Raw genomic sequence first — 25724 nt, 5'->3', positions numbered from 1 at the left:
CGCGCGTATCTTGATCAGCAATTATCGAACTTGCAATCGGTGGTCACAAAACTCGCCAACCGCCTGCAACGCCGCTTGATGGCGCAACAAAACCGCAGTTGGGATTTCGACCAAGAAGAAGGCATGATCGACGCCGCGCGGCTCGCGCGCATCGTGGTGTCGCCGGGCAGTTCCTTGTCCTACAAAGTCGAACGCGAAACCGATTTCCGCGATACTGTGGTCACCTTGCTCATCGACAATTCAGGGTCGATGCGCGGACGACCCATCAGCATCGCCGCCATCAGCGCCGACATATTGGCGCGCACGTTGGAACGCTGCGGCGTCAAAACCGAAATATTGGGCTTCACCACCCGTGCGTGGAAGGGCGGGCAAGCACGTGAAGACTGGCTCGCCGCCGGACGCCAACCCATGCCCGGTCGCCTGAACGATCTGCGCCACATCTTGTATAAAAAAGCCGATGAGCCTTGGCGGCACGCCAAGCGCAATCTGGGCCTGATGATGCGCGAAGGGCTATTGAAAGAAAATATCGATGGCGAGGCTTTGCTTTGGGCACATAACCGTCTGATCGCCCGCGCCGAAGACCGCCGCATCCTCATGGTCATTTCGGACGGCGCGCCCGTTGATGACAGCACCTTGTCGGTCAACCATGGCGGTTATCTGGAGCAACATTTGCGCAAGGTCATCGAAATGATTGAAACCCGCAGTCCCGTCCAACTGGTCGCCATCGGCATCGGCCATGACGTGACGCGTTACTATAAACGCGCAGTGACGATCATGGACGTTGAACAGCTTGGCGGGACGATGATTGAACAATTGGCTGGATTGTTTGACGAGGAATAAGCTTGCCTTTCCAACGCCGCAGAATATGAATTAATCAAACGATTAAACCTGTGGGAAAATAGAGATGAACGTTACCGAAGCCGTCGCCTTACGGCGCTCTGTCCGGCAATTTTTGGATACACCCGTCGATCAAGCGATCCTCGAACGCGTCCTCACCAAGGCGCAGCGTGCGCCCTCGGGCGGCAATACGCAGCCTTGGAATGCGGTCATCTTGACGGGCGCACCGCTGGCGGATTTGACCGCCAAGATTAAGGCGAAGGCTGCCACGGCGCCCATGGGCGATGGGCATGAATATGACATCTATCCCAAAGACTTAGAAGGTCGTTACGAAGAACAACGGCGCGGTGTGGGCAAGGCGATGTTCGATGCGCTTGGCCTCGCCCGCGAAGACGGCGCTGGCCGCGTTGCGCAGATGATGAAAAACTGGGACAGCTTCGGCGCGCCGGTGCAGTTGTTCACTTACACCCGCAAATATATGGGCCCGCCACAATGGTCGGACATGGGCATGTGGCTGCAAACCGTGATGCTGTTGCTGCGCGAAGAGGGCCTCGACAGTTGCGCGCAGGAAATCTGGGCCATGTACGGCACGACGATGCGCGCATTGCTGAACATTGATGATGACCATATCTTCTTCTGCGGCATGGCCATTGGCTATCGCGATGCAGAGGCCGCGGTGAACAACTTCACCGTGCCACGCGTGGAGATTGATCAAGCGATCCGCTGGGACGGGTTTTAAAAAAACCCCAATCCCGTCGCCCCAGCGCACCACCGAGCATTGATGTGACGGTGACTTGACCTCCGCCGCCATTTCCACCATCGCCAAACCATGTCCGAGCTTAAACTCTTCAACAGCCTAACCCGGCAACTGGAAACCTTCACACCCGTTCATGAAGGCGAAGCGCGCGTCTATACCTGCGGACCGACGGTGTATAATTACCCACATATCGGCAATATGCGCGCTTATGTTTTTGCCGACACGTTGGGCCGCGTGCTGTCCTACAAGGGCTATAAGCTGACCCATGTCATCAACATCACCGATGTCGGGCATCTGACCGACGATGCGGATGCAGGCGAAGACAAGATGGAGAAAATGGCGGCGGAGAAAGCGCAGTCCATTTGGGACATCGCGCGCCATTATACCCAAGCTTATTGGGCCGATATCAAGGCGCTGAACATTCGTCAGCCCGCGCATTGGTCCATCGCCACCGATTATGTGCCGCAGATGATCGATTATGCCAAAAGCATAGCCGACAAGCATTGTTATGAACTCGAAAGCGGCCTGTATTTCGATACTTCGACCGTCGCCCATTATGGCGCACTGGCGCGTGCCAAGACCGAAGAGGGCAAAGGCCGTATCGAAGAGGTGGACGGCAAACGCAACACCGCGGACTTTGCGATTTGGCGTAAGACGCCAGCGGGCGAAACACGGCAGATGGAGTGGGATAGCCCATGGGGCAAAGGCGCGCCGGGCTGGCATCTGGAATGCTCGGTCATGTCAGAGGCGCTGCTTGGCCTGCCGTTTGACATCCACACCGGCGGCATCGACCACCGCGAGATCCACCACCCCAATGAAATCGCGCAGAACCAAGCGCGCTGCGGCAGTGACCATAGCGGCGCGCGATTTTGGATGCACAATAACTTCCTGATCGAACGCAGCGGCAAGATGAGCAAATCATCGGGCGAATTCCTGCGCGTGCAGTTGTTGATCGACAAAGGCTTCCACCCCCTCGCCTACCGCCTGATGTGCTTGCAGGCGCATTACCGCAGCGAGTTGGAGTTTTCATGGGAAGGTTTGCAGGCGGCGTTTGTGCGGTTGAAGCGGATGGTGATGGGAGTGACCAACCTCAAGGCCCGTCATGCTGATACCCAAACCGGTGAGGCTGATACATGGACCCTGAAACAAGTTCAGGGTGACGGTTCGGGTGTTCAGGGTGACGTTGCTCCGGCAATTTCGGCTACGCTTAAAGACTTTGCGGCGTCAATAGCGGACGATCTCAACACCGCCATCGCTATCACTGCACTGGAAACCATCATCGGCATCAAAAAGGTCGATGTCGCACAACAACTTGCGGCTATCGCCGACATGGACAAGGTCCTCGGCCTTAACCTGATGGCCCTCACCCGTCAGGACCTACGCGTCCGGCCCAAGGCTGCCACTATCACCGAAGAAGACATCGAAACCGCCCTCACCGCCCGCAAAGAGGCCCGCGCAGCAAAGGACTTTGCCAAGTCCGACGCGATCCGTGACGACCTTATCGCCAAGGGCGTTGAAGTGATGGACGGCGACCCGTTGGGTTGGGATTGGAAGCTCGACATATGATGCTGAAAATTGCCTGGCTCGTCCTTGCTGCTATCCACGCCCTGCCCGCGCTGGCGCTGTTCCGTCCGGCAATGATCGGGCAGCTTTATCGCGTGGCTAACGACAACCCCTTATTCCTGTTGCTGCATCATCGCGCTGCACTGTTCCTCGTTATCTTTCTGCTCGCTGTCTGGGCTGCGTTTGACCCTGCGAGCCGCCGTATGGCCAGCATTGGCGTCGGCGTCAGCATGATCTCCTTCTTGATCCTCTATTGGTCTGCGGGCTCTCCGCCTGCACTAAAAACCATTGCAATGACCGATCTTGTCGGCATCCCGTTTCTCATCTTTGTCACTTGGAAGGCTTTTGCCGCATGACCAAAACGAAACTCGTAATGTCGGGCCTTGTGCGTCCGTTGATTGAACCGCGCTTGCCCGACTGGATTGAGCCGCATTTCTTCATGTCCAAGGAGGAGGCACTGACGCTCGCGCCACAGGCGGAGATCGGCTGGTTCGACATGTATGACAAAGGCGACATGGCTGCAGTTATTGGCGCCGCCACCCATATGAAATGGCTGAACAGCATTTATGCTGGCGTCGACGGCATGCCGCTAAAGCAGTTGCAGGCGCAAGGCTGCGTTGTCACCAATGGCGCGGGCATCAACGCCATCACCATCGCGGAATATGTCGTCATGGGCATCCTGACCGTTGCCAAAAACTATCGCGAAGTCGTGCGTGCGCAAGAGCGCCGCGAATGGTTGCTCGATTCGCCGGGTAAGGTCGAACTGTTCGGGTCCAAGGCATTGCTGCTTGGCTATGGTGCCATCGGCAAGTTGATAGAAGAACGCCTCAAGCCCTTTGGCGTGGACGTCACCGTGGTGCGCCGCACGGCGGGGCCTAACACGCTGACGCCCGACCAATGGCGCGCGCAGTTGGGCGAATATGACTGGGTCATCCTCGCCGTCCCCGCTACGCCGGAAACCGACAATATGATTGGCGCAGATGAACTTGCCGCGATGAAATCCAGCGCGACGTTGATAAATATCGCGCGCGGATCAGTGGTCGATCAGGATGCGTTGGTCACCGCATTGCAAGCCAAGCAAATCGCCAACGCGTTTCTGGACGTGACCACGCCGGAGCCGTTGCCCGCGGACCATGTCTTGTGGACGCTGGATAACGCCCATGTCACGATGCATTTGTCGGGCCGTGCGCAGGACAAGATGTTCGTCCGCTCCGCCACGCGCTTCTTTGAAAATCTCGAACGCTATCGCAAGGGCGAAGCGCTTACCCCATTGGTGAACCTCGATCTGGGATATTGAACATGCCAAACGCCGCCGAAATCTGGCATAAAGTTGCCTTATCACGCGATGTCGACACCATCGCCGCGATCTTGCACGATGATTGTATTTTCGAAAGCCCCGTTGTCCATACCCCGCAACTTGGCAAGGCAATCACCGCCAAATATCTCGCGGCGGCGGGGCATACGCTGGGCAATGCCGAATTCAAATATGTCGGCGAATGGCATCGTGAAAACAGCGCCATCCTTGAGTTTGAAACGATCATCGACGGCATCGCCATCAACGGCATCGACATGATCACATGCGATAATGACGGCCTCATCACCCATTTCAAAGTCATGGTGCGCCCGCTAAAGGGCATGAACATGCTGCACCAGAAAATGGGCGAGATGCTTCAGCAAATGCGTGGCTGATTAGCTAAGATACTACTTTATATGGCGAAAATGTAAATCCATATCGTCATCCCGAACTTGTTTCGGGATAACGCACAAAACTAGCCTGTTATCCTGAAACAAGTTCAGGATGACGAAATTTCAAACGATGACGATGTCTAACGCTGTGCCTGCGCCCGCTCCTCATTGTCATCGCACAACAAAAAAGGCCGGAAGGTTTCCCCTCCGGCCCGTTTTGTTTCAGCGTGCGCTGAGGGTTTGGACTTAGAAGTCCATACCACCCATGCCGCCCATTCCGCCCATGCCGCCTGGCATGCCGCCGGCGCCCGCAGGCTTGTCTTCTGGCGCATCGGAGATAGCTGCTTCGGTGGTGATCAACAGACCAGCAACCGATGCCGCATCTTGCAACGCAGTACGCACAACCTTGGTTGGGTCGATAACGCCCGCAACCACGAGGTTTTCATACACATCGGTTGATGCGTTGAAGCCCATGGTCTCGTCATTTTCGCGCAACAGGTTACCCGAAACAACCGCGCCGTCAAATCCGGCGTTGGCTGCGATTTGACGCAATGGAGCGACAATCGCCTTACGGATGATGTCGACACCGCGTGTCTGATCGTCATTGGCGCCCTTGAGGCCTTCGAGAGCCTTGGTAGCGTAAAGAAGTGCTGTACCGCCACCGGGGACGATGCCTTCTTCAACGGCTGCGCGGGTTGCGTGCAGCGCGTCGTCAACGCGGTCCTTGCGCTCTTTCACTTCAACTTCGGTCGAACCACCGACCTTGATCACGGCAACACCGCCGGCGAGTTTCGCCAAACGCTCTTGCAGCTTTTCCTTGTCGTAATCCGACGTGGTGTTTTCGATTTGCGCACGGATCGCTTCTACGCGGCCCTTGATCGCATCGGTTTCGCCAGCACCGTCGACGATGATGGTGTTGTCTTTGTCGATGGTGACGCGCTTGGCTTGGCCAAGCATGCCCAAGGTGACGGTTTCAAGCTTGATGCCCAGATCTTCGCTGATCATTTCACCCTTGGTGAGGATCGCAATATCTTCCAACATCGCCTTGCGACGATCGCCAAAGCCAGGTGCCTTCACCGCAGCAATCTTCAAGCCGCCACGCAGCTTGTTGACGACCAAAGTTGCAAGCGCTTCGCCTTCAACGTCTTCAGCGATGATCAGCAATGGACGGCCCGACTGCACCACAGCTTCGAGGATTGGCAACATGGCTTGCAAGTTGCCCAGCTTCTTTTCATGGATCAGGATATATGGGTTGTCCAACTCGACCGACATCTTCTCGGTGTTGGTGATGAAATATGGTGACAGATAGCCACGGTCGAACTGCATACCTTCGACAACTTCAAGCTCGCTTTCGCGGCCCTTAGCTTCTTCGACGGTGATGACGCCTTCCTTGCCAACCTTCTCCATGGCGTCTGCAATCATCTTACCGATTTCAGCTTCACCATTGGCAGAGATTGTGCCGACCTGGGCGATTTCCGAAGAACCCGCAACGGGCTTCGAACGCTTAACAAGATCAGCAACAACCGTGTTTACGGCTGTGTCGATGCCGCGCTTCAGGTCCATTGGGTTCATGCCCGCTGCAACCGACTTCATGCCTTCGCGAACGATCGCTTGTGCAAGAACGGTGGCAGTGGTCGTGCCGTCACCAGCAGCGTCATTAGCCTTGCTGGCCACTTCGCGCAGCATTTGCGCGCCCATATTTTCGAACTTGTCCTTCAGTTCGATTTCCTTGGCGACGGTAACGCCGTCCTTGGTGATGCGTGGTGCACCGAAGCTTTTGTCGATGACAACATTGCGTCCCTTTGGACCCAAAGTCACCTTCACCGCATCGGCAAGAATGTCTACGCCGCGCAGAATGCGTTCACGCGCATCGCGGCCGAATTTCACGTCTTTAGCAGCCATGATATTTTTCCTTATTTAAATCTGAAATCTGTCGTCATCCTGAACTTGTTTCAGAATGACATGCGGCGGTGCGTTATCCTGAAACAAGTCCAGGATGACGAACCGGGTGGCTTAGGAAACGATTCCCAAGATATCCGATTCCTTCATGATCAACAGGTCTTCACCGTCGATCTTGACTTCGGTGCCCGACCATTTGCCGAACAGGATCTTGTCGCCAGCCTTGACGTCGAGCGCAGTTACCGTGCCGTCATCGGCGCGTGTGCCTGAACCCACGGAGACGACTTCGCCTTCTTGTGGCTTTTCCTGAGCTGTATCAGGGATGATGATCCCGCCAGCGGTTTTTGCTTCGGCCTCGACCCGACGGACGAGAACGCGATCATGCAATGGACGAAATGCCATGTTGAACTATCCTTTTTTCTGTTTCGCCATCCCGCCACTCCTGCATGAAGCAGAGGACGGCAATGAATATACATTAGCACTCATACAGGACGAGTGCTAACGGAGCCCAAATAGGGTCTTTTTGTGACAGGTCAAGGACTCGGGGGATAGATTTTTTCAGAAAAATTAGGCGCGCGCAGGCAATCCCGCCGCCCGCAACGCCGCATGGGCATCGGCGATGCTATATTGCCCGAAATGGAATATAGATGCCGCCAAAACAGCGCTAGCATGGCCTTCGCGGACGCCAGCGACCAGATGGTCGAGATTACCAACCCCGCCGCTCGCGACAACCGGAATATTGACCGCATCGGCAATCGCACGGGTGAGCGCAAGGTCATAGCCATCGCGCGTGCCGTCGCGGTCCATGCTCGTCACCAATAATTCGCCTGCGCCAAGGTCGGCGAGCCGGACGGCATGTTCGAGCGCATCAATCCCAGTTGGATTGCGGCCACCATGGGTGAATATTTCCCAGCGATCGCCTGTTCGCCGCGCATCGACTGACGCCACCACGCATTGGCTACCGAAACGGGCGGCGATGTCGGCGACTACCTCTGGCCGCGCCACCGCTGCGCTGTTGACCGCAACCTTGTCCGCACCGGCCAGCAACAACGCCCGCGCATCCTCCGCGCTGCGCACCCCGCCGCCAACGGTCAGCGGCATGAAACATACTTCTGCGGTACGCCGCACAACGTCGATAATCGTGCCGCGCCCCTCATGGCTTGCGCCGATATCCAAAAAGCACAGCTCATCCGCACCGGCCGCATCATAAGCTTGGGCCTGTTCCACCGGATCCCCCGCATCGCGCAGATCAACAAAATTTACGCCCTTAACCACGCGGCCATTGGATACGTCGAGGCAAGGAATGACACGAACGCGAACGGTCACGCGCGCTCCGCCGCCTTGATGGCCGTCGCTAGATCCAATCGGCCGTCATAAATCGCACGGCCCGTAATCACGCCTTCGATGCCGTCCTTGGCATGCCGCGATAGCATGTGAATATCTTCAATGCCCTTCACCCCGCCGCTGGCGATGACCGGAATATTAACCCGCCGTGCAAGATCAACCGTGGCGTCGATATTGCATCCGGTCAGCATCCCGTCGCGGCCAACATCGGTGAATAGGATGGACGCAACGCCTGCATCTTCGAACCGGCGCGCCAGATCGATAACGGGCATGTCGGATTTTTCGGCCCAGCCCTCGGTTGCGACAAATCCATCGCGCGCGTCGACGGCAACAACAATGCCGTCTGTAAATTCGCGCGCCATGTCCTTGACGAACTGCGGGTCTTTCAACGCCGCCGTGCCAATCACCAGCCGCGCCACGCCCATGTCAAACCAACGCTCCACCGTCTGCGTATTGCGAATGCCGCCGCCCAATTGGATATAGCCAGGGAAATTTTCGATAATCCCTTCCACCGCCTCGGCATTTTCAGGGCGTCCGGCGAAAGCGCCGTCGAGATCGACCACATGCAGAAACTGCGCGCCTTGTTCGGCAAACAGCATAGCCTGCGCCGCGGGATCATCGGCATAGACCGTCGCGCGGTTCATATCGCCCTCGGCCAAGCGGACAACCTCGCCACCTTTTAGGTCAATCGCAGGGAAGACTATCACGGCATCCACTCCAAAAAGCGTTTCAGAAAATCGATGCCATAAGCCTGGCTTTTCTCCGGGTGAAATTGCACACCCATGATGTTGTCCCGGCCCACAGCCGCGACGAGTGCCCCACCATGGTCGGTGGTCGCCAACACATCGGCCGCGTCCGCTGCATCGAAATGATAGCCATGGAGGAAATAAGCTTCGCCGCGCTCTATCAATGGCGCGCCGTCATGGGGCAACACATCATTCCAGCCCATATGCGGAATTTTCAGGTCCGCCGCGGGCGCAATCGCGCGTACAGTGCCGCTAATCCAACCCAACCCGCTTGTGCTGCCATGCTCCACACCTTGATCGGCAAGCAACTGCATCCCGACGCAAATGCCCAGAAATGGAACCGCTTCCACGCGCACGCGCTGTTCCATAGCGGCGGTCATGCCGTCAATCGCCGACAAGGCCTCCATACAATGCGCAAAGGCACCTACGCCGGGCAGGACAATGCGGTCGGCCTTGGCAACAATATCCGGATCCGCAGTGACGCGAATGTCGCCTGCCCCCGCCGCCTTCAACGCATTATGCACCGAATGCAGATTGCCCGCGCCATAATCAATAAGAGCAAGTTTGGTCATTTACAAACTACCATCACCCCAGCGAAGGCTGGGGTCCATCACGTCTATCGTTCAAGCACAACAAGCGAGATAGGCTCCAGCCTGCGCTGGAGCGACGCAGTACTGGCAAGCAGGCAGGTTTCACAACGTGCCTTTGGTCGACGGAATCGCATCGGCCTTGCGCGGGTCAATCTCAACCGCTTGCCGCAAGGCGCGGGCCAAAGCCTTATAACAGCTTTCTACAATATGGTGGTTGTTCGAACCATATAGATTTTCGACATGCAGCGTGATGCCCGCGCTGGTCGCGAAGCTGTGGAACCAATGTTCGATTAGCTCGGTATCCCATTCGCCCAGACGCGGCATACCAAGCGACACTTTCCACACAAAATAGGGTCGGCCCGAAATGTCGAGCGCACAGCGCGTCAAGGTTTCATCCATCGGCGCATAAGCGGTGCCATAACGGGTAATGCCGCGTTTATCGCCCAACGCCTGCAACACAGCCTCACCAATGGCGATACCTGTATCTTCGGTGGTGTGGTGCTGGTCGATATGCAGGTCGCCTATCGCCTTCACCTTCAAATCGATGAGAGAATGGCGCGACAATTGCTCCAGCATATGGTCCAAAAAGCCAATGCCTGTGGACACTTCATACACACCACTACCGTCGAGGTTGACCTCAACATCAATGGACGTTTCGTTCGTCTTGCGACTGATGGAGCCTGTACGCATGGCCGCCGCTATAACCGCACGAGCGCATTTGGCAAGTTTACTTAAGGCAATAAGCGTCTTGATTTCGGGGCCCTTGCGGTCCACCTAGAGCCGATGACCGAAGAGCATATTGATAGCCTGATTCCTTATGATGATGTTGTGCAAGAGGCATTGCGCGCCGTGGTCGGCCGTGTGCTCGGCGATGTCGCCCGCGATGGCCTACCTGGCGATCATCATTTCTACATTACATTTAAGACCCAAGCCGCCGGCGTCTCCATTCCGCAACATTTGCATGAACGCTTCGCTGATGAGATGACCATTGTGCTCCAGCACAAATATTGGGACCTGAAGGTGGAGGCAGAGCATTTCGAAGTTGGCCTGTCTTTCAACCAAATTCCGTCGCATCTGTTCATCCCTTATTCCGCAATAACCGCTTTTGTGGATCCTGCCGTAGACTTCGCGCTGCAATTCCATGTGGACGCAGGTGACGGCGCGCCCGAACAGCATGAAGAAGCCGGTAATGACGGCCCCTCCGTCGTCGTCGAAGATGGCTCCAACGTCGTTAGCGTGGACTTCGGACGGAAGAAGTGACGGGGAAAACCCGCACGGAAACCGATAGTTTTGGGCCCATTGAGGTCCCAGCTAGCGCCTATTGGGGCGCACAGACGCAGCGGAGCATCGCCAACTTCCCTTTCCCAGCGCATGAACGCATGCCAATGGGGATACTGCATGCGCTGGCATTGGTGAAACAAGCCGCGTCGCGGGTGAACCGCAAATATGGGCTGGATGCAGGACTGGCAGATGCGATTGAGGCAGCTGCCGCAGAAGTGATCGCCGGAAAGCATGACGATCAATTCCCGCTGACCATCTGGCAAACCGGCAGCGGCACGCAATCAAATATGAACGTGAATGAGGTGATTGCAGGCATTGCCAATGAAGCATTGACCGGAACACGTGGCGGAAAATCGCCCGTGCACCCTAATGATCATGTGAATATGAGCCAATCGTCCAACGACAGCTTTCCCACCGCGATGCATATCGCCATTGCCTTGGCGGCACGTGATCAATTGTTAACGGCGGTGCGGGGATTGGCAGCGGCTTTTGCGGTCCATAGCGAAAATTGGGCCAATATCGTCAAGATCGGACGCACCCATCTGCAGGACGCAACGCCGTTGACATTGGGGCAGGAATTTTCGGCTTTTGTCGCGATGCTCGGTGACAGCGCAGACCGGATTGTTGGTATATGGCCGCGGCTTTCGCGACTGGCACAAGGTGGCACGGCGGTGGGTACCGGCCTCAACGCGCCGCCAAATTTCGGCACAGATTTCTGCACGGAACTCGCCACCCTAACCGGCGGGGTGCCATGGGTCAGCGCGCCGAACAAATTTGAAGCTTTGGCGTCGCACGACACGCTGGTCGAAATGTCCGCCATCTTGAATACGCTTGCCGTTAGCCTCACCAAAATTGCCAACGACATCCGCTTGCTTGGCTCCGGCCCGCGCTCTGGACTTGGCGAACTGCATTTGCCGGAGAATGAACCGGGCAGCTCGATCATGCCTGGCAAGGTAAACCCGACGCAGTGCGAAATGCTGACGATGGTGGCCGCACAAGTCATCGGCAATCATCAGGCCGTCACGATTGGCGGATTGCAGGGGCATTTGCAGTTGAATGTCTTTAAGCCGTTGATCGGCGCGAATGTCCTGCGTTCAATCGAATTGCTGCGTATCGGCATGGACAGCTTCACCAAAAACTGCGTTGCTGGCCTCGTGCCTGATCGCGCGCGGATCGCGGATCTGGTCGACCGATCGCTCATGCTCGTTACCGCGCTCGCGCCGATTATCGGCTATGACAATGCCGCGAAAATCGCCAAGCAGGCGCATCGCGACGGAACCACCTTGCGCGAAGCCGCGTTGGCATCCGGACTGGTTGACGCAGCTACTTTCGATACCCATGTCCGGGCAGAGGACATGGTTTAAGTTGTGAGTTACATTGTCGCCTTTAGAAGGAGTATGACATGCTAAAATCCATCGCAGGAGCCGTTATTGGCGAAGTCATCGGGCGTAAGCGCGGCCATGGCTTGTTGGGTGCAGGCATTGGCCTGGTGGCCACGCGCATGGCGACCCGTTCGATTCCGGGACTTTTGCTGGTCGGCGGCGCAATTGTTGCCAAAAGCATATATGACAAACGCAAAGAGCGTAAAGACGTCTAACGCGCTGTCACCGTCAACACATTACGCTTCCCTCTTGACGCCGCCATGCCCTTTCGCGCAAGTGCAGCTATGGCCCATAATGACCTCCACAAGCCGCATGAATTGGAACGCCGCGGCCTTCTATTCGTCCTTTCGTCGCCCTCTGGCGCTGGAAAATCCACGCTTTCGCGTATGTTGCTGGATGCGGATGACAAAATTGCCTTGTCGGTCTCCTACACAACCCGCCCGCCACGCCCCGGCGAGATCGAGGGTGTCCACTACCATTTCACGGATACTGCAACATTCAAGCAAATGGCCGCAGACGGCGAGTTTCTGGAATGGGCGCATGTCTTCGGCAACCGCTACGGCACGCCCAAAGGCCCCGTTGAAGAAAAGCTTGCGGCAGGTTGCGATGTTCTGTTCGACATCGACTGGCAAGGCGCGCAGCAATTATATCAAGAGGCCGGACCGGACGTCGTCCGCGTATTTATCTTGCCACCGTCCATTGAAGAGCTCGAACGTCGCCTGCACAGCCGCGCACAGGACAGCGCGTCCGTCATTGCCGACCGGATGAGCCGCGCAAAGTCCGAAATCGGACATTGGGATGGCTATGACTATGTCCTCATCAACGACGATGTGCAGGCGTGTTTTGTGAAAGTGCAACAGATCCTTGCCGCAGAACGGATGAAACGGCGGCGGCAAAAGGGCCTTATCGGCTTTGTCCGTGATATTGCTGCGACTTAGGGCCGCAATTTAAGCCAATCCGGCCAGCAACAGGGTCAATCCGCCCAACCCAAGCGACAAATGCCAACGCAGCTTCATCCAACCCACAGGCAAAGCACAGCGCGCGCGCAGCCAACTATCCCCCAAGGGCGATAGCAGCAGGAAAAACCCAAGCCACGCCATCGACGGGCCGGGCCATTCCCAACCCAAAATCCACGGCGCATAGGTCACGAGCGCCAGCAGGCTGGGCGCAACCGCAAGAGCAAATATCCCATTGGTAGACACATCATCTTTACGCGTGGTCACGCCAATCGCCCACCACATGCCGCCGATGAAGCTGAAGATAAAGGCGGCATAACCATAAGCCAAAGCAAGGCCAGTCCATTGATATTCGGAACCAGAAACCACCATCGCGGCGGCAATGATCTGCGGCAATAATCCAGCATAGCCCGCGATAAATGCGGCCTTGGGAATGGGGCGTAGGGTAAAACTCGGGCTGTCTGCCATGGCAATAATCCTTGTGTGCACCGCTGCAGTACCCACTGCGATAGTCCGCTGCGAGATGGGCTTTCACCTATGTTTCGGGCGTCAGTAGGTCAAGAAAGCGCGCGGCCGCCATAAACTCGCCGGCGCGATCATCGCGGTTTTTTTGTGCCCAATGGTCGGCGCCCCATAATTCTTCCTGCCACAGCTCATCCAAGCAGGCGGCGTTCCAAATGTCTTCGGGCGTCGCAGCGCGTTCAACGACAGCTAAGGTCGCAACGAGCGATCCCGACAAATGCGCAAGCTTCGCCATCGCCGCCAGCTCAAATGCCCCACGGGCCACAACCACCCCGCGCAATGTTTCCAGCGTTGCAGCGGGCTGCGGCTGGTGCATGATGCCTTCGACAATCACAAAGCTAATGTCATAGCGCCCCTGCGCCCAATCCAACCAAGGGCCCCAAATCTGGGCCTGCCGGTCGGCAAGCGCCTCACCAGTTGCGGCGCGATAACAAAAAAGGTCGGTCTCGCCATAAGCGGCGATGGCGGCGGCAAAGCCCGCATGGTCTGGCCCGATCCGGTCAATCGCGGCATTGGCAAAGCCGGTCATGGGCATCAACGCCGGATTAAGCGTTTTTTCCACCGCGTCCCACTCGGCCACCACCGCGTCCGCCATTTTCTGCGTCGGCAGCGCGAGCGCATTGCCCGTTGGCGTCTTTACCGGACGCCCGTCGAGCCGGACAGCTTGGCCCATTGGTGTGGGTTCAAGCGTAACCTCTTTCCAAAATCGCCTCATAGATCCGGCTTACTTTTCCATTTTTTGGACAAGAATACAGGGACGAGGAGAAAGTTAAGCATGCCGAAGGCAAATAACAGATATCCTGCGGCCTTAGGGATTCCAAATGCCTCCCGCGCGATGACGGCGAGGCCCACGACCAGCATGATAGCGCCCAAAATCCGGCACAGGTTGATGACCAGAAAGCGATATTGTGCCTGCATTTCTGCGCGGGCCTTGTCATCGATTGGCGTCATGCAAAATCCTTTAGATAGGCCTTTAGATCGTCCATGCTTTCGGCGATATAGTCTGCCCCTGCTGCGCGCAACTCCGCAACGCTGTGATAGCCCCAATTGACGCCCACGGTCCGCGTTCCGGCCGCACGGCCCATATGGATGTCATACACCGTATCGCCAATGACCACCGCATCGCTTGCATCCGCGCCGGCATCGGCCAATGCCTGATACACCATCGACGGGTGCGGTTTGGACGGGTGACGGTCGGCGGTTTGTAAGCTGACGAACAATCCCCTAATCGCATGATGATCAAGACAGCGGATCAGCCCGCGATCGGATTTTCCCGTCGCCACGCCCAGATTCCATCCATCTTCGTCCAATTCGGACAACAAAGCAGCGATGCCGTCATATAAGGGTTCGTCGACCAAGCCATTGTTGCGCAGGTTGAGGAACGCCGCCCGATAATGTTCTGCCAAATCATGATGGGTTGTGTCATCGGCATCGGGCAACAACACACGCATCGATTCCACCAAGGATAGGCCAACCACGCGCCGTATATCGTGCCGCAGCGGCGGCAGCAGCCCCGCGCCCTCAAACGCATGCTCCATCGCCATGCAGATATTGGCCTGACTGTCGACCAAAGTCCCGTCGCAATCAAATATGGCGAGCTTCACTGTCACGGCAGATTGCGCATCAAGGCGGCGATATCGGGCTTGCCCGCTTGCTCGGCAGCGTCAGCAGACGCATTGCGCGCGGCGTCGGGCTTATTTTGACCAAGCTTAGATGTGCTTCGCCAAGCGGTTATGTCCATCGTAAAACCCAATATGCCCCGCAGCATCTTTTCGAAATGACCCTCGGCCATTTTCGACCGATTCCAAAGCGGCTTTGGCGCTAATTTCGATTCCTGTAAGTGGCTCAACGCATCGGATTGGGCGATCAGTTCGGCCTCCGTCATTTGGCGCATATGGCCCTGCATCTCTATGGCGCAATAGTTCCAAGTGGGAACCTGATTATCCATGCCATACCAATCGGGGCTAATGTAACCATCCGGACCATTCACCACAAACAATGCCTCTGCGCCGTCCAGATATTTCGTCATCGCGTTGGTACGCGCGATATGGAACCCGATGCGATCCTCGGCCAGAAAAACGAATGGCAGATGGGCCACGCGCGGGCCTTCTGCGGTGGCCATAAACAGCATGCCAAACCCTATATCCTGCGCAAATAGGCGCAGCGCGTCAGGATCCTCCCAACGGAATGCAGCATTCGGGTGCATTAAGCCTTTCCTCGCGGCGCAACCTTCTTCCCAGCAGGCTTTTGAGCAGGCGCACGTTTCGCAGGTGCTTTCCCCGCGACAGCCTTCTTAATCACTGGCTTCTTCGCCGCGATTTTCTTTCCAGCGGCCATTTGGCTGCGTTTTTTATCCTTGGGTTTGTCGGCCACGGAGCCCCGCGAGCGGCGTTCGCCTTTGCGCTCTTTACGCGCGGATTTGGCGATATTGGCGGCAACGCGTTTCTTGCCTTCGGCGGTTTCGCTGAACTTGGGCGCGTCGAGCACTAAGGCATCGCCCATTTCAATATCAAAACCCAAATCGTCAAAGCTGGCCGCCATGTGCGGGGGCAAGTCGGCGCGCACGTCGATTTGATGGCCGGACGGGTGGTCAATGCGGATGCGGCGGGCATGCAGATGCATTTTGCGGCTGATCGTACCTGTCAGAAACGCGTCCTTGCCGCCATATTTACCGTCACCGACAATCGGGTGGCCAATCGCGGCCATATGTACGCGCAACTGGTGCGTGCGACCGGTATAAGGCTGCAATTCAACCCACGCAGTTGCGTTGCCCGCGCGCTCCACAATGCGATAGCGGGTGCGCGCCGACTGCCCGTCTTTTTCGTCGACATGCATTTTCTCGCCGCCACTGCCGGGTTGCTTACCAATGGGCAGGTCAATGAAACCATCGGCAATGTCGGGCACGCCGACGACCAAGGCCCAATAGACCTTGCGCGCGGTGCGCGATGAAAAAGCCTTGGCAAAATGTCCCGCCGAGCGCGATGTCCGCGCCAAAAGCAGCGCGCCCGAGGTATCCTTGTCCAAACGGTGGACAAGCTTTGGCCGGCTATCGAGTTCAAAACCCAAGGCATCGAGCAAGCCATCGACATGGTTTTCGGTCTTGGTTCCACCCTGCGTCGCCAACCCAGCTGGCTTGTTAATCACCAAAGCCGCGTCATCCTTATGGATGACCATGCTCAGCGCGAATTCCATTTCGTCTTCGGTCAGGTCGCGGCGCTTGCGCACGGGCCGCGCGCTGGAGGACGCAGAGGCGTCCGCAGGCGGCACGCGCAAAGTCTGCCCCGCCAGCAACCGGTCACCCGGCGCGGCGCGCTTACCATCGACGCGCAATTGCCCCGTCCGCGACCAGCGCGAGACAATGTTGAACGACGCATCGGGCAAATGCCGCTTGAACCAACGGTCCAACCGTATGCCATCATCATCGGGGGCCACGACAAATTGCCGTATGCCGTTTTCGTCATTCTTACTCATGCCCAAATTGCCTTTGCTATCGCCATCCCGGCGAACACGGCGCCCAGCGCCAATATTATCGACGCGAGCGCATAAAGGGCCGCCATGCCCATCTGCCCGCGTTGCACCATATGCGCCATTTCCAAGGAGAAAGCGCTAAAGGTCGTAAATCCACCCAAAACACCCACACCCAGAAACAGACGCAAGGGTTCCGCCGCATTGTCCCCACGCAGCAGCGACATCGCCAACATACCGATGCACAGCCCGCCAGCGACATTTGCAGCAAAGGTCGGCCACGGCCAGCCAGCGGCGCCAACAGGCAAAGCGCGCGACAGGCCGTAACGCAAGGCCGCGCCAATGGCTCCGCCGGACATGACAAGGATGATGGGGTTCATCTCTGCGCTTTAGCGGCGCTAAATGCTAAAAGCCAGCCAAAGCAAACTGGAATGCGTCCGCCTATCCATTACACCCCACCCCCGTCGCCCCCGCGCAGGCTGGGGCCTATCACGCCTCGCAGGCGAAAGAGAAACATGGTAAGCACGCGCCAACTCGCACGACCGCCCAGCCGCACCATAAAAATTCATAAGGAAAACGCATGATCCCCTTTGTCACCCTAACCGACGTTCGCGGCCAAAAAATCTCGGTCAATCCGGAAATCGTGCAGTTCGTCCGCCTCGCCGACAATGCGAATGATGAATGTTTGATCGTATTTGGAAAGGATCAATTGTTGCGCGTGCGCGGCAGCCTCGACGCGGTCACCGACGCGTTGCGGCACGGTTAATCGCTGGAAGAGCCCGCGCCGAAGCCTTTTTCCCCCGCCCCACCTTGCACCCCACCCCCAACCGCGCTAAGGCGCGGCCAGCAAACGAATCTCCCGCTTTTACGCTGGTTTGACGCGCGTTTATTGGCCGCTGATAGCGGCAACCGTGTTGTCTTCCCCATCCGGCCAAAAGCCCCAATTTTTAGGGATAGTGATACCATGACCGCAATCGGATTAGACAGCCTGCAAACCCGTTCCACCTTGACCGCTGGCGGCAAGACGGTGGATTATTTCTCGATCAAAAAGGTCTCGGAGAAATTGGGCGATGTGTCGCGTCTGCCTTTTTCGATGAAGGTGTTGCTCGAAAATTTGCTCCGTTTTGAAGATGGCGGCTTTACCGTGTCGGTGCAGGATGTGCAGGCGTTGATCGATTGGCAGAAGGACGCCAAGTCAGATCGCGAGATTCAATATCGCCCTGCCCGCGTGTTGTTGCAGGATTTTACCGGCGTGCCATGCGTGGTCGATTTGGCGGCGATGCGCGACGCGATGACCGCGTTGAAGGCGGACCCGTCGAAGATTAACCCGCTTGTCCCTGTGCATCTGGTCATTGACCACAGCGTAATGGTCGACGAATTCGGCCATCCCAAGGCGGCGGAACATAATGTTGAAATCGAATATCAACGCAATGCCGAGCGTTATGACTTCCTGAAATGGGGTTCCAAGTCGCTCAACAATTTCAAAGCAGTCCCCCCCGGCACCGGCATTTGCCATCAGGTCAATCTGGAGCATATTGCGCAGGCGGTATGGACAAGCACTGGCGTTGACGGCGCGACCATCGCCTATCCCGACACCTGCGTGGGTACAGACAGCCACACGACGATGGTCAATGGCCTTGGTGTTCTTGGTTGGGGCGTTGGCGGGATTGAGGCGGAGGCCGCAATGTTGGGCCAGCCGGTATCGATGTTGATCCCAGAAGTTGTTGGCTTCAAACTGACTGGCGCATTGGCCGAGGGCGTGACCGCCACCGACCTTGTGTTGACCGCAACGCAAATGCTGCGCGCCAAGGGCGTGGTTGGCCGCTTTGTCGAATATTATGGCCCTGGCCTTGCATCGCTTAGCCTTGCCGACCGTGCGACATTGGCCAATATGGCGCCCGAATATGGCGCAACCTGTGGTTTCTTTGGCATTGATGAAAAGACCATCGAATATCTGCGCCTGACTGGCCGTGATGAGGGTCAGATCGCGTTGGTTGAAGCTTATGCCAAGGAACAAGGCCTATGGGCTTATGCCGATATGGCAGACCCGATTTTCACCGATACGCTGGAATTGGATATGGCAACGGTGGTGCCCTCGCTTGCTGGACCAAAGCGCCCGCAGGACAAGGTCATCCTCACCCAAGTCGACAATGTGTTCAACGACGATTTGATCAACGTCTACAAGCATGACAGCGCAAAGCGCGTCGCGGTTGAGGGCAAGGCGCATGATATTGGCGATGGTGACGTCGTGATTGCCGCGATCACCAGCTGCACCAACACATCGAACCCAAGCGTTCTCGTGGCCGCCGGATTGGTGGCGCGTAAGGCCAATGCCTTTGGCTTGCGTCCCAAGCCATGGGTAAAAACCTCGCTCGCGCCGGGAAGCCAAGTTGTGACCGATTATCTCGATCGTGCCGGATTGACGGCCGATCTCGACGCGGTTGGCTTTAACCTTGTTGGCTATGGCTGCACCACCTGCATCGGTAACTCCGGTCCATTGGCGGAGCCGATTTCAGCGGCGATCAATGGCCATGACATTGTGGCTGCCTCGGTCATTTCGGGTAACCGCAACTTTGAAGGCCGCGTGTCGCCCGATGTGCGCGCGAACTTCTTGGCTTCACCGCCTTTGGTCGTCGCTTATGCGCTCAAGGGCACTGTGACCGAAGACTTCACCACCACGCCCATTGGCCAAGCGACCGATGGCAGCGACGTGTTCTTGCGCGATATCTGGCCCACCAACCAAGAAGTGCATGATGTCATGACCGCAAACATCGACCGTTCGATGTTCACCGCGCGTTATGCCAAGGTCTATGAAGGCGATGCGCATTGGCAGAAGATTCAGGTCGAAGGTTCGGACACCTATACATGGCGCGCCGGATCGACTTATGTCGCCAATCCGCCTTATTTTGAGGGCATGAGCATGACACCCGCGCCGGTGATGGACATCATCGAGGCAAAGCCGCTGGCGATCTTGGGCGATTCCATCACCACCGACCATATCTCGCCTGCCGGAAGCATAAAGGCGGACAGCCCTGCCGGAAAATTCCTTATGGAACATCAGGTTAGCAAGGCAGACTTTAACAGCTACGGCGCGCGCCGCGGCCACCATGAAGTCATGATGCGCGGCACCTTCGCCAATATCCGCATCAAAAACGAAATGGTCCCCGGCATCGAAGGCGGCATGAGCAGCTACCAAGGCGAAGTCATGCCCATCTATGACGCTGCCATGAAGCATAAAGCCGACGGCACGCCCTTGGTGGTCATCGCCGGTAAGGAATATGGCACCGGCTCTTCACGCGATTGGGCGGCAAAGGGCACCAACCTGCTCGGCGTCCGCGCCGTCATCGTCGAAAGCTTCGAACGCATTCACCGTTCCAACTTGGTTGGCATGGGCGTGTTGCCGCTGCAGTTCATGGACGGTGAAAGCCGGACGGCATTGGGCCTGACCGCGGATGATAGCTTCACAATCACCAGCGTCGGAAAGCTTCAGCCACGCCAGACGGTCACCGTTTTGGTCACCCGCAAGGACGGCTCAACGTTCCAATTCGACACGCTCTGCCGCATCGACACCGCCAACGAAGTCGAATATTTCATGAACGGCGGAATTCTGCACTATGTGTTGCGGAAACTCGCGGCCTAAGCATAACTCAGGTTCAGTGGACCCGTCGCCCCAGCGCAAGCTGGGGCCCATTACGTCTGTCAGTTTGGACTGCAAGGCGAGATAGGCTCCAGCCTACGCTGGAGCGACGCATTATTCTGACGGCTTAAGCGCGCGCTAAAATAGACAGCGCCGCTTTCAAATGCGGCGCGTCGATCATTTTTCCGTCCAGTTGCAATACCCCAGCGCCAGGGTTGGCCGCAAAGGCATCTACGATCGATTGAGCATGCGCAAGCTGTGCCGACGAAGGCGTAAAGCCTGCATTGATAGTGGCAACCTGCGACGGATGAATGGCGAGCATGCCAGTGAAACCATCGCGCGCCGCACGGCCAACATAAGCCGCAAGACTTGCCGGATCACTGATGTTCGGAAACACCGTATCAATCGCTGCAACCCCCGCAGCATGCGCCGCAAAGAGCGTAAGCGACCGGACCATTTCAAAAGGTGCAGTATAGCTGCCGTCCACCTCACGCGCGGTAACTGCCCCAACCGAGGCAGGCAAATCCTCTGCGCCCCAGCTGACACCAGCCAAATAATGTGCGACCTCACGCAAGGTGCCGAGATCAAACACCGCGCCTGGCGTTTCGGTCGCGATTGGCAAGATTGGCGGTGCCTCGCCGTCCTGACTGTCCGCGACCGCAGCTGCTTCAGCGCGTAGCCAATTGATTGAGCGCGCGCCCTCTGCCTTGGGCAAGACAATAGCATCTGGAACATAAGGCAGCACGGACGCGAGATCGTCATGGGTAAGGTTGCTGTCCTGCGGGTTGACGCGGACAAACACCGGCACCGGCCGATCACCGGAAAGATACTCCGCTGCCGCTTCGCGCGCGACAATTTTGCGGTCTAACCCGACTGAGTCTTCAAGGTCGATAATGATCGCATCAGCGCCGCTGGCGGCGGCCTTGGCAAAGCGGTCAGGCCGATCACCCGGGACGAAAAGGAGAGAGCGCAGTTTCATGCCGTCTTTATGCCCTGCACGGGAGGTTATGGCAATCTATGCCTTCTTCAGCAACGCGGCTCGTTCCGTTTGGCAAACAAGTTCGTTACGTTGATTGAGGCATCGGTGCAGAAAAGTCACAACACCGGCATCTGGGCGTGACTTGCTCTCCTTGAGCGCAATGACCTCGGTTTCCGCGCGCAGGGTATCACCGATGAATACGGGCTTGGGCATAACCAATTTATCATAGCCCAGATTGGCCACCAACGTGCCGAGCGTCGTATCCCCCACCGAAAGCCCCACCATCAGCGCGAAAGTGAAGGTGCCGTTTACGAGAATTTGCCCAAACTCGCTGGCCTTCGCCGCCTCCGCATCAATGTGCAGTGGTTGCGGGTTATGAGTCATGACCGAAAACAGCAGATTATCTGTCTCGGTCACCGTGCGGCGAATTTCGTGGGCGATGGTATCGCCGATGTGCCATTCGTTGAAATATTTGCCCGCCATTACGCTAACCCTCGCACACAACCGTCACCCTGAACTTGTTTCAGGGTCCATCGTGCCGCACAAACCACAGGTTGAGGCTGATAAATAGACCCTGAAACAAGTTCAGGGTGACACATAAACATGGTCATAACTACTTCACCACCGCAATCCGCACCAACAACGCCTCGACCTGCACCTGCGCGCCGACTTGCGCATTTAACTCCGCCACCACGCCATCAAACGGCGCTGTGAGGCTGTGTTCCATCTTCATAGCCTCAAGCGTCACCAGCTTCTGGCCTTTGGACACTGTGTCACCCACATCGACATCAACCGCGATAATACGGCCCGGCATGGGCGAAAATATGGCCCCGTCACTTGCGGCACCAAGCCCCGACCCCCGCGGTTCATCCAACACATAACGTCGCGCAAAACCGTCGGCGAAAGCGAGCACATCTGCGGTTGGTGCGTCGGCCTCAATTTCATCAAATGCGACCACATAAAGATTGCCAGCATCGTCCCTAAGACGCGCCTCAGCAAGCGGTGGTGCATTCAGGCGGAAACCCAAAATGGCGCTCACTGGTCCCTCGCCAGGGCTGGCACATAACAAGGCAGCAGCTTCCAACAACTCTTCGTGCTCTGGTTCCGAAGGATGGACGAGGCCATCAACCTCCCGCGCGATGAGGCCGGTATCTACGTCACCAAGTCTAAATTCGTCCAAATCAAGCAACCGGCCCAAGAAACCGGCGTTCGTTTTCACTGGCCACACTTCAGTGCCGTCAATGCCGTCGCGCAACCGGTCAATGGCGTCCTCGCGCGTATCACCCCATGCGATCAGCTTGGCGATCATAGGGTCGTAATAAGGCGAAACTTCTCCGCCTTGTTCAACGCCTGTGTCGACCCGAAGCTCTTCGGGAAATTCCAAATGATCAAGGGAACCAATAGACGGCAGAAAGCCAGTTGCAGGATTTTCTGCATATAACCGCGCTTCCATCGCCCAACCGTTGATGCGCAACTGCTCCTGCCGCAAGGGGAGAGCTTCACCGCTGGCGACGCGCAATTGCCATTCTACCAAATCGACGCCAGTTATTTCCTCGGTCACCGGATGTTCGACCTGCAGCCGTGTGTTCATTTCCATGAACCATATGCGGTCGGCGCGTAGGCCTTCGGATGCATCTGCAATGAATTCGATCGTGCCAGCACCGACATAGTCGACGGCTTTTGCTGCCTTGACGGCCGCCGCGCAAAGCTGTTCGCGCGTCGCTTCGTCCATGCCCGGCGCGGGGGCTTCTTCAATCACCTTCTGATGACGACGCTGCAATGAGCAGTCGCGTTCGAACAGATGGACGATGTTGCCGTGGGTGTCGCCAAACACCTGCACCTCGATATGGCGCGGGCGCTGGATATATTTTTCAATCAGGACATGCGGGTTGCCGAACGATGCGCTGGCCTCACGCTGGCAAGAGGCGAGTGCGTCCGCGAAGTCGCTTGCGCTTTCGACCATGCGCATCCCCTTGCCGCCGCCGCCTGCGACGGCCTTAATCAGGACGGGGTAGCCAATTTCGGCGGCGCGTTCGGCGAGGAAATCGGGGTCTTGATTATCACCCATATAGCCCGGGGTCACAGGGACGCCCGCCTCGGCCATCAGTTTTTTGGCGGCATCCTTCAGCCCCATTGCGGTGATGCTAGCAGGGTTCGGCCCGACCCAGATCATGCCAGCGTCAATCACCGCCTGCGCAAACTCCGCATTTTCTGAAAGGAAGCCATAGCCGGGATGGATTGCATCTGCGCCCGCGGCTTTGGCAGCAGCGATAATCTTCTCGCCCACCAGATAGCTTTCCCGCGCAGGGGACGCTCCGATATGTACCGCTTCGTCAGCTTCCTGCACATGCAGCGCCTTGGCATCAGCATCCGAATAAACCGCTATTGTGCGCATACCCATGGCGCGTGCCGTGCGGATAATCCGGCAGGCAATCTCGCCACGGTTGGCGATGAGGAGCGATTGGATCATTTTACTCACATCCGGAACAGCCCGAAGCGGGGTGCCTCTTCGACCGGTGCGTTAAGGGCCGCTGCAAATGCTAGGCCAAGCACATCCCTTGTCTGCGCAGGGTCGATGATGCCGTCATCCCACAATCGTGATGTCGCGTAATAAGGGTTGCCTTCATCCTCATATTTCTGGCGGATGGGCGCTTTGAAGGCTTCGGCTTCTTCGGGCGTCCATTTTTCGGCATCACGGTGGACAGTAGCGAGCACGGAGGCCGCTTGTTCTCCGCCCATCACCGAAATCCGGGCATTGGGCCACGTGAACAAGAAGCGTGGGGAATATGCGCGGCCGCACATGCCGTAATTGCCCGCGCCAAAGCTGCCGCCGATCAGCACGGTGATCTTGGGTACGCTTGCGGTGGCGACGGCGGTAACGAGTTTCGCGCCATGCTTGGCAATGCCCTCCGCCTCATATTTACCACCGACCATGAAGCCGCTAATGTTTTGCAGGAACAGCAACGGTATCCGCCGTTGGCAAGCAAGCTCAATGAAATGCGCGCCTTTGACGGCGCTTTCGGAAAATAACACGCCGTTATTGGCAAGGATCGCGACCGGCATCCCCCAGATATGTGCAAAGCCGCAGACCAGCGTGGTGCCATATAGCGCCTTGAACTCATGAAATTCGCTGCCATCGACAAGCCGCGCGATGACTTCATGGATGTCGTAAGGCGCACGCACATCGTCAGGGATGACGCCGTAGAGCTCTTCGGTGTCGAATTTTGGCGGACGTGGTTCTTTTATATCAATGTCGGGTTTGTGGATTGGGCCTAAGTGGCTGATGATATCGCGCACAATGGTCAGTGCATGTTCGTCATTCTCCGCCACATGATCCACCACACCCGACTTACGACCATGCAGGTCGCCACCGCCCAAATCCTCGGCGCTGATTTCCTCCCCCGTTGCCGCCTTAACCAATGGCGGACCAGCAAGGAAAATTGTACCCTGATTGCGGACAATCACGCTTTCGTCGCACATGGCGGGCACATAAGCGCCGCCCGCGGTGCAGCTGCCCATGACACAGGCGATTTGCGGGATACCCTTAGCGCTCAAATTTGCTTGATTGAAGAAGATGCGCCCGAAATGGTCACGGTCGGGGAAGACTTCGTCCTGATGCGGCAAGTTCGCGCCGCCGCTGTCGACAAGATAGATGCATGGCAAGTGGTTCGCCTCGGCGATTTCCTGCGCACGCAAATGCTTTTTGACCGTCATAGGGTAATAAGTGCCGCCTTTTACGGTCGCGTCGTTGCACACTATCATGCACTGACGCCCCGAAACACGGCCGATTCCCGTGATCAGGCCTGCGCCAGGAATTTCGCTATCATACAGGTCGCACGCTGCAAGCTGGCCGATTTCTAGGAAAGGCGAACCGTTATCCAGCAGGCGTTCAACGCGTTCACGTGGCAGCAACTTGCCGCGCGACGTATGGCGCTCACGCGACTTCTCGTTACCGCCTAATGCCGCCTCAGCAACCTTTGTCCAAAGTTCATCGCGTAGTGCGCTGTTGTGGGCACTGCGCGCCTTAAACTCTTCGGAGCCTGTGTTGATCTGTGTCGATAAAGTCGGAGCGCTCATCGT

Annotated in this window: 28 protein-coding genes and 1 pseudogene; 12 read left to right on the top strand and 17 right to left on the bottom strand. The window is 57.1% G+C overall.

The annotated features are described in order from the left end of the window. The 6 genes and pseudogenes from ACILP4_RS06600 to ACILP4_RS06575 form a co-directional block, all read left to right on the top strand. Positions 1-840: pseudogene (locus ACILP4_RS06600) on the top strand (cobaltochelatase subunit CobT); the annotation flags it as partial. Between the two features lie 64 nt (positions 841-904). Then, a complete protein-coding gene (locus tag ACILP4_RS06595) occupies positions 905-1576 on the top strand; it encodes a nitroreductase (RefSeq protein WP_395619947.1) in 672 nt (223 codons plus the stop codon). A 90-nt stretch (positions 1577-1666) separates the two neighbouring features. Continuing rightward, complete coding sequence (gene cysS / locus ACILP4_RS06590) at positions 1667-3160, top strand: cysteine--tRNA ligase (protein ID WP_395619946.1); 1494 nt, start codon at positions 1667-1669, stop codon at positions 3158-3160. Continuing rightward, positions 3157-3513: a hypothetical protein gene (locus ACILP4_RS06585; RefSeq protein WP_395619945.1), complete on the top strand. Its 357-nt coding sequence runs from the start codon at positions 3157-3159 to the stop codon at positions 3511-3513. The genes cysS and ACILP4_RS06585 overlap by 4 nt, the downstream gene beginning before the upstream one ends. Continuing rightward, on the top strand, positions 3510-4454 hold the full coding sequence (locus ACILP4_RS06580) for a D-2-hydroxyacid dehydrogenase (protein ID WP_395619944.1): 945 nt from the start codon (positions 3510-3512) through the stop codon (positions 4452-4454). Before ACILP4_RS06585 ends, ACILP4_RS06580 begins: the two co-directional genes overlap by 4 nt. 2 nt (positions 4455-4456) lie before the next feature. Further along, on the top strand, positions 4457-4846 hold the full coding sequence (locus tag ACILP4_RS06575) for a nuclear transport factor 2 family protein (RefSeq protein WP_395619943.1): 390 nt from the start codon (positions 4457-4459) through the stop codon (positions 4844-4846). A gap of 243 nt (positions 4847-5089) precedes the next feature. Here ACILP4_RS06575 and groL read toward each other — a convergent pair whose 3' ends face one another. From groL to hisB, 6 genes are all read right to left on the bottom strand, one after another. After that, entirely contained in the window at positions 5090-6745 is a 1656-nt protein-coding gene (gene groL, locus ACILP4_RS06570) for a chaperonin GroEL (RefSeq protein ID WP_395619942.1), read from the bottom strand. A 111-nt stretch (positions 6746-6856) separates the two neighbouring features. Then, complete coding sequence (groES, locus tag ACILP4_RS06565; protein WP_295442258.1) at positions 6857-7144, bottom strand: co-chaperone GroES; 288 nt, start codon at positions 7142-7144, stop codon at positions 6857-6859. A 165-nt stretch (positions 7145-7309) separates the two neighbouring features. Beyond that, positions 7310-8068, bottom strand: a complete 759-nt coding sequence (gene hisF, locus ACILP4_RS06560) for an imidazole glycerol phosphate synthase subunit HisF (protein ID WP_395619941.1) — start codon at positions 8066-8068, stop codon at positions 7310-7312. Beyond that, positions 8065-8793: a 1-(5-phosphoribosyl)-5-[(5-phosphoribosylamino)methylideneamino]imidazole-4-carboxamide isomerase gene (gene hisA / locus ACILP4_RS06555; RefSeq protein ID WP_395619940.1), complete on the bottom strand. Its 729-nt coding sequence runs from the start codon at positions 8791-8793 to the stop codon at positions 8065-8067. The genes hisF and hisA overlap by 4 nt, the downstream gene beginning before the upstream one ends. After that, the gene (hisH, locus tag ACILP4_RS06550; protein ID WP_395619939.1) at positions 8790-9404 is read right to left on the bottom strand and encodes an imidazole glycerol phosphate synthase subunit HisH; all 615 of its coding nucleotides are present in this window, start codon (positions 9402-9404) and stop codon (positions 8790-8792) included. The genes hisA and hisH overlap by 4 nt, the downstream gene beginning before the upstream one ends. Before the next feature lie 120 nt (positions 9405-9524). Further along, complete coding sequence (hisB, locus tag ACILP4_RS06545; protein WP_395619938.1) at positions 9525-10112, bottom strand: imidazoleglycerol-phosphate dehydratase HisB; 588 nt, start codon at positions 10110-10112, stop codon at positions 9525-9527. 93 nt (positions 10113-10205) lie between these two features. Here hisB and ACILP4_RS06540 point away from each other — a divergent pair, with 93 nt between their 5' ends. The 4 genes from ACILP4_RS06540 (at position 10206) to gmk (ending at position 13023) form a co-directional block, all read left to right on the top strand. After that, entirely contained in the window at positions 10206-10682 is a 477-nt protein-coding gene (locus tag ACILP4_RS06540; protein WP_395619937.1) for an SspB family protein, read from the top strand. Continuing rightward, a complete protein-coding gene (gene fumC, locus ACILP4_RS06535; protein WP_395619936.1) occupies positions 10679-12067 on the top strand; it encodes a class II fumarate hydratase in 1389 nt (462 codons plus the stop codon). The genes ACILP4_RS06540 and fumC overlap by 4 nt, the downstream gene beginning before the upstream one ends. 38 nt (positions 12068-12105) lie before the next feature. Then, positions 12106-12300: a hypothetical protein gene (locus ACILP4_RS06530; protein WP_395619935.1), complete on the top strand. Its 195-nt coding sequence runs from the start codon at positions 12106-12108 to the stop codon at positions 12298-12300. 69 nt (positions 12301-12369) lie between these two features. After that, positions 12370-13023, top strand: coding sequence for a guanylate kinase (gmk, locus tag ACILP4_RS06525; protein WP_395619934.1), 654 nt, complete (start codon positions 12370-12372; stop codon positions 13021-13023). Between the two features lie 9 nt (positions 13024-13032). Here gmk and ACILP4_RS06520 read toward each other — a convergent pair whose 3' ends face one another. The 7 genes from ACILP4_RS06520 to crcB all read right to left on the bottom strand — a co-directional run bounded on the left by ACILP4_RS06520 (position 13033) and on the right by crcB (position 17408). Further along, entirely contained in the window at positions 13033-13509 is a 477-nt protein-coding gene (locus tag ACILP4_RS06520) for a DUF3429 domain-containing protein (protein ID WP_395619933.1), read from the bottom strand. Between the two features lie 67 nt (positions 13510-13576). Next, positions 13577-14278 (bottom strand): ATP12 family chaperone protein, encoded by a 702-nt coding sequence (locus ACILP4_RS06515; RefSeq protein ID WP_395619932.1) that lies wholly within the window; start codon positions 14276-14278, stop codon positions 13577-13579. After that, complete coding sequence (locus ACILP4_RS06510; protein WP_395619931.1) at positions 14275-14514, bottom strand: hypothetical protein; 240 nt, start codon at positions 14512-14514, stop codon at positions 14275-14277. Before ACILP4_RS06510 ends, ACILP4_RS06515 begins: the two co-directional genes overlap by 4 nt. Beyond that, positions 14511-15173 (bottom strand): HAD-IA family hydrolase, encoded by a 663-nt coding sequence (locus tag ACILP4_RS06505; RefSeq protein ID WP_395619930.1) that lies wholly within the window; start codon positions 15171-15173, stop codon positions 14511-14513. Before ACILP4_RS06505 ends, ACILP4_RS06510 begins: the two co-directional genes overlap by 4 nt. Continuing rightward, positions 15170-15769, bottom strand: a complete 600-nt coding sequence (locus ACILP4_RS06500; RefSeq protein ID WP_395619929.1) for an FMN-binding negative transcriptional regulator — start codon at positions 15767-15769, stop codon at positions 15170-15172. Before ACILP4_RS06500 ends, ACILP4_RS06505 begins: the two co-directional genes overlap by 4 nt. Then, positions 15769-17034 (bottom strand): RluA family pseudouridine synthase, encoded by a 1266-nt coding sequence (locus ACILP4_RS06495; RefSeq protein ID WP_395619928.1) that lies wholly within the window; start codon positions 17032-17034, stop codon positions 15769-15771. The genes ACILP4_RS06500 and ACILP4_RS06495 overlap by 1 nt, the downstream gene beginning before the upstream one ends. Then, the gene (crcB, locus tag ACILP4_RS06490) at positions 17031-17408 is read right to left on the bottom strand and encodes a fluoride efflux transporter CrcB (RefSeq protein ID WP_395619927.1); all 378 of its coding nucleotides are present in this window, start codon (positions 17406-17408) and stop codon (positions 17031-17033) included. Before crcB ends, ACILP4_RS06495 begins: the two co-directional genes overlap by 4 nt. Positions 17409-17608: 200 nt before the next feature. Here crcB and ACILP4_RS06485 point away from each other — a divergent pair, with 200 nt between their 5' ends. Then, the gene (locus tag ACILP4_RS06485) at positions 17609-17794 is read left to right on the top strand and encodes a hypothetical protein (RefSeq protein WP_395619926.1); all 186 of its coding nucleotides are present in this window, start codon (positions 17609-17611) and stop codon (positions 17792-17794) included. 198 nt (positions 17795-17992) lie between these two features. Continuing rightward, entirely contained in the window at positions 17993-20668 is a 2676-nt protein-coding gene (gene acnA, locus ACILP4_RS06480) for an aconitate hydratase AcnA (protein WP_395619925.1), read from the top strand. Between the two features lie 124 nt (positions 20669-20792). Here acnA and ACILP4_RS06475 read toward each other — a convergent pair whose 3' ends face one another. The 4 genes from ACILP4_RS06475 to ACILP4_RS06460 all read right to left on the bottom strand — a co-directional run bounded on the left by ACILP4_RS06475 (position 20793) and on the right by ACILP4_RS06460 (position 25721). Beyond that, the gene (locus ACILP4_RS06475) at positions 20793-21644 is read right to left on the bottom strand and encodes an HpcH/HpaI aldolase/citrate lyase family protein (protein WP_395619924.1); all 852 of its coding nucleotides are present in this window, start codon (positions 21642-21644) and stop codon (positions 20793-20795) included. 36 nt (positions 21645-21680) lie between these two features. Continuing rightward, positions 21681-22127, bottom strand: a complete 447-nt coding sequence (locus tag ACILP4_RS06470) for a MaoC family dehydratase (protein WP_395619923.1) — start codon at positions 22125-22127, stop codon at positions 21681-21683. A gap of 130 nt (positions 22128-22257) precedes the next feature. Continuing rightward, the gene (locus ACILP4_RS06465) at positions 22258-24114 is read right to left on the bottom strand and encodes an acetyl/propionyl/methylcrotonyl-CoA carboxylase subunit alpha (protein WP_395619922.1); all 1857 of its coding nucleotides are present in this window, start codon (positions 24112-24114) and stop codon (positions 22258-22260) included. A gap of 5 nt (positions 24115-24119) precedes the next feature. After that, a complete protein-coding gene (locus ACILP4_RS06460; protein ID WP_395619921.1) occupies positions 24120-25721 on the bottom strand; it encodes a carboxyl transferase domain-containing protein in 1602 nt (533 codons plus the stop codon). Between the last annotated feature and the right edge of the window lie 3 nt (positions 25722-25724).

The sequence above is a fragment of the Sphingorhabdus sp. genome, assembly GCF_044239045.1.
In the GTDB taxonomy this organism is placed as follows: Bacteria; Pseudomonadota; Alphaproteobacteria; order Sphingomonadales; family Sphingomonadaceae; genus Sphingorhabdus_B.
The sequence above is the reverse complement of the archived record's forward strand: the minus strand, read 5'-3'. Positions and strand labels throughout refer to the sequence as shown.

What these genes read in the sequence shown, in the direction of transcription:
- ACILP4_RS06595 (WP_395619947.1), top strand. Translation starts at nt 905, where the DNA reads ATGAACGTTACCGAAGCCGTCGCCTTACGGCGCTCTGTCCGGCAATTT.
- cysS (WP_395619946.1), top strand. Translation starts at nt 1,667, where the DNA reads ATGTCCGAGCTTAAACTCTTCAACAGCCTAACCCGGCAACTGGAAACC.
- ACILP4_RS06585 (WP_395619945.1), top strand. Translation starts at nt 3,157, where the DNA reads ATGATGCTGAAAATTGCCTGGCTCGTCCTTGCTGCTATCCACGCCCTG.
- ACILP4_RS06580 (WP_395619944.1), top strand. Translation starts at nt 3,510, where the DNA reads ATGACCAAAACGAAACTCGTAATGTCGGGCCTTGTGCGTCCGTTGATT.
- ACILP4_RS06575 (WP_395619943.1), top strand. Translation starts at nt 4,457, where the DNA reads ATGCCAAACGCCGCCGAAATCTGGCATAAAGTTGCCTTATCACGCGAT.
- groL (WP_395619942.1), bottom strand. Translation starts at nt 6,745, where the DNA reads ATGGCTGCTAAAGACGTGAAATTCGGCCGCGATGCGCGTGAACGCATT.
- groES (WP_295442258.1), bottom strand. Translation starts at nt 7,144, where the DNA reads ATGGCATTTCGTCCATTGCATGATCGCGTTCTCGTCCGTCGGGTCGAG.
- hisH (WP_395619939.1), bottom strand. Translation starts at nt 9,404, where the DNA reads ATGACCAAACTTGCTCTTATTGATTATGGCGCGGGCAATCTGCATTCG.
- hisB (WP_395619938.1), bottom strand. Translation starts at nt 10,112, where the DNA reads ATGCGTACAGGCTCCATCAGTCGCAAGACGAACGAAACGTCCATTGAT.
- ACILP4_RS06540 (WP_395619937.1), top strand. Translation starts at nt 10,206, where the DNA reads ATGACCGAAGAGCATATTGATAGCCTGATTCCTTATGATGATGTTGTG.
- ACILP4_RS06530 (WP_395619935.1), top strand. Translation starts at nt 12,106, where the DNA reads ATGCTAAAATCCATCGCAGGAGCCGTTATTGGCGAAGTCATCGGGCGT.
- gmk (WP_395619934.1), top strand. Translation starts at nt 12,370, where the DNA reads ATGGCCCATAATGACCTCCACAAGCCGCATGAATTGGAACGCCGCGGC.
- ACILP4_RS06520 (WP_395619933.1), bottom strand. Translation starts at nt 13,509, where the DNA reads ATGGCAGACAGCCCGAGTTTTACCCTACGCCCCATTCCCAAGGCCGCA.
- ACILP4_RS06515 (WP_395619932.1), bottom strand. Translation starts at nt 14,278, where the DNA reads ATGAGGCGATTTTGGAAAGAGGTTACGCTTGAACCCACACCAATGGGC.
- ACILP4_RS06510 (WP_395619931.1), bottom strand. Translation starts at nt 14,514, where the DNA reads ATGACGCCAATCGATGACAAGGCCCGCGCAGAAATGCAGGCACAATAT.
- ACILP4_RS06500 (WP_395619929.1), bottom strand. Translation starts at nt 15,769, where the DNA reads ATGCACCCGAATGCTGCATTCCGTTGGGAGGATCCTGACGCGCTGCGC.
- ACILP4_RS06495 (WP_395619928.1), bottom strand. Translation starts at nt 17,034, where the DNA reads ATGAGTAAGAATGACGAAAACGGCATACGGCAATTTGTCGTGGCCCCC.
- crcB (WP_395619927.1), bottom strand. Translation starts at nt 17,408, where the DNA reads ATGAACCCCATCATCCTTGTCATGTCCGGCGGAGCCATTGGCGCGGCC.
- ACILP4_RS06485 (WP_395619926.1), top strand. Translation starts at nt 17,609, where the DNA reads ATGATCCCCTTTGTCACCCTAACCGACGTTCGCGGCCAAAAAATCTCG.
- acnA (WP_395619925.1), top strand. Translation starts at nt 17,993, where the DNA reads ATGACCGCAATCGGATTAGACAGCCTGCAAACCCGTTCCACCTTGACC.
- ACILP4_RS06475 (WP_395619924.1), bottom strand. Translation starts at nt 21,644, where the DNA reads ATGAAACTGCGCTCTCTCCTTTTCGTCCCGGGTGATCGGCCTGACCGC.
- ACILP4_RS06470 (WP_395619923.1), bottom strand. Translation starts at nt 22,127, where the DNA reads ATGGCGGGCAAATATTTCAACGAATGGCACATCGGCGATACCATCGCC.
- ACILP4_RS06465 (WP_395619922.1), bottom strand. Translation starts at nt 24,114, where the DNA reads ATGATCCAATCGCTCCTCATCGCCAACCGTGGCGAGATTGCCTGCCGG.
- ACILP4_RS06460 (WP_395619921.1), bottom strand. Translation starts at nt 25,721, where the DNA reads ATGAGCGCTCCGACTTTATCGACACAGATCAACACAGGCTCCGAAGAG.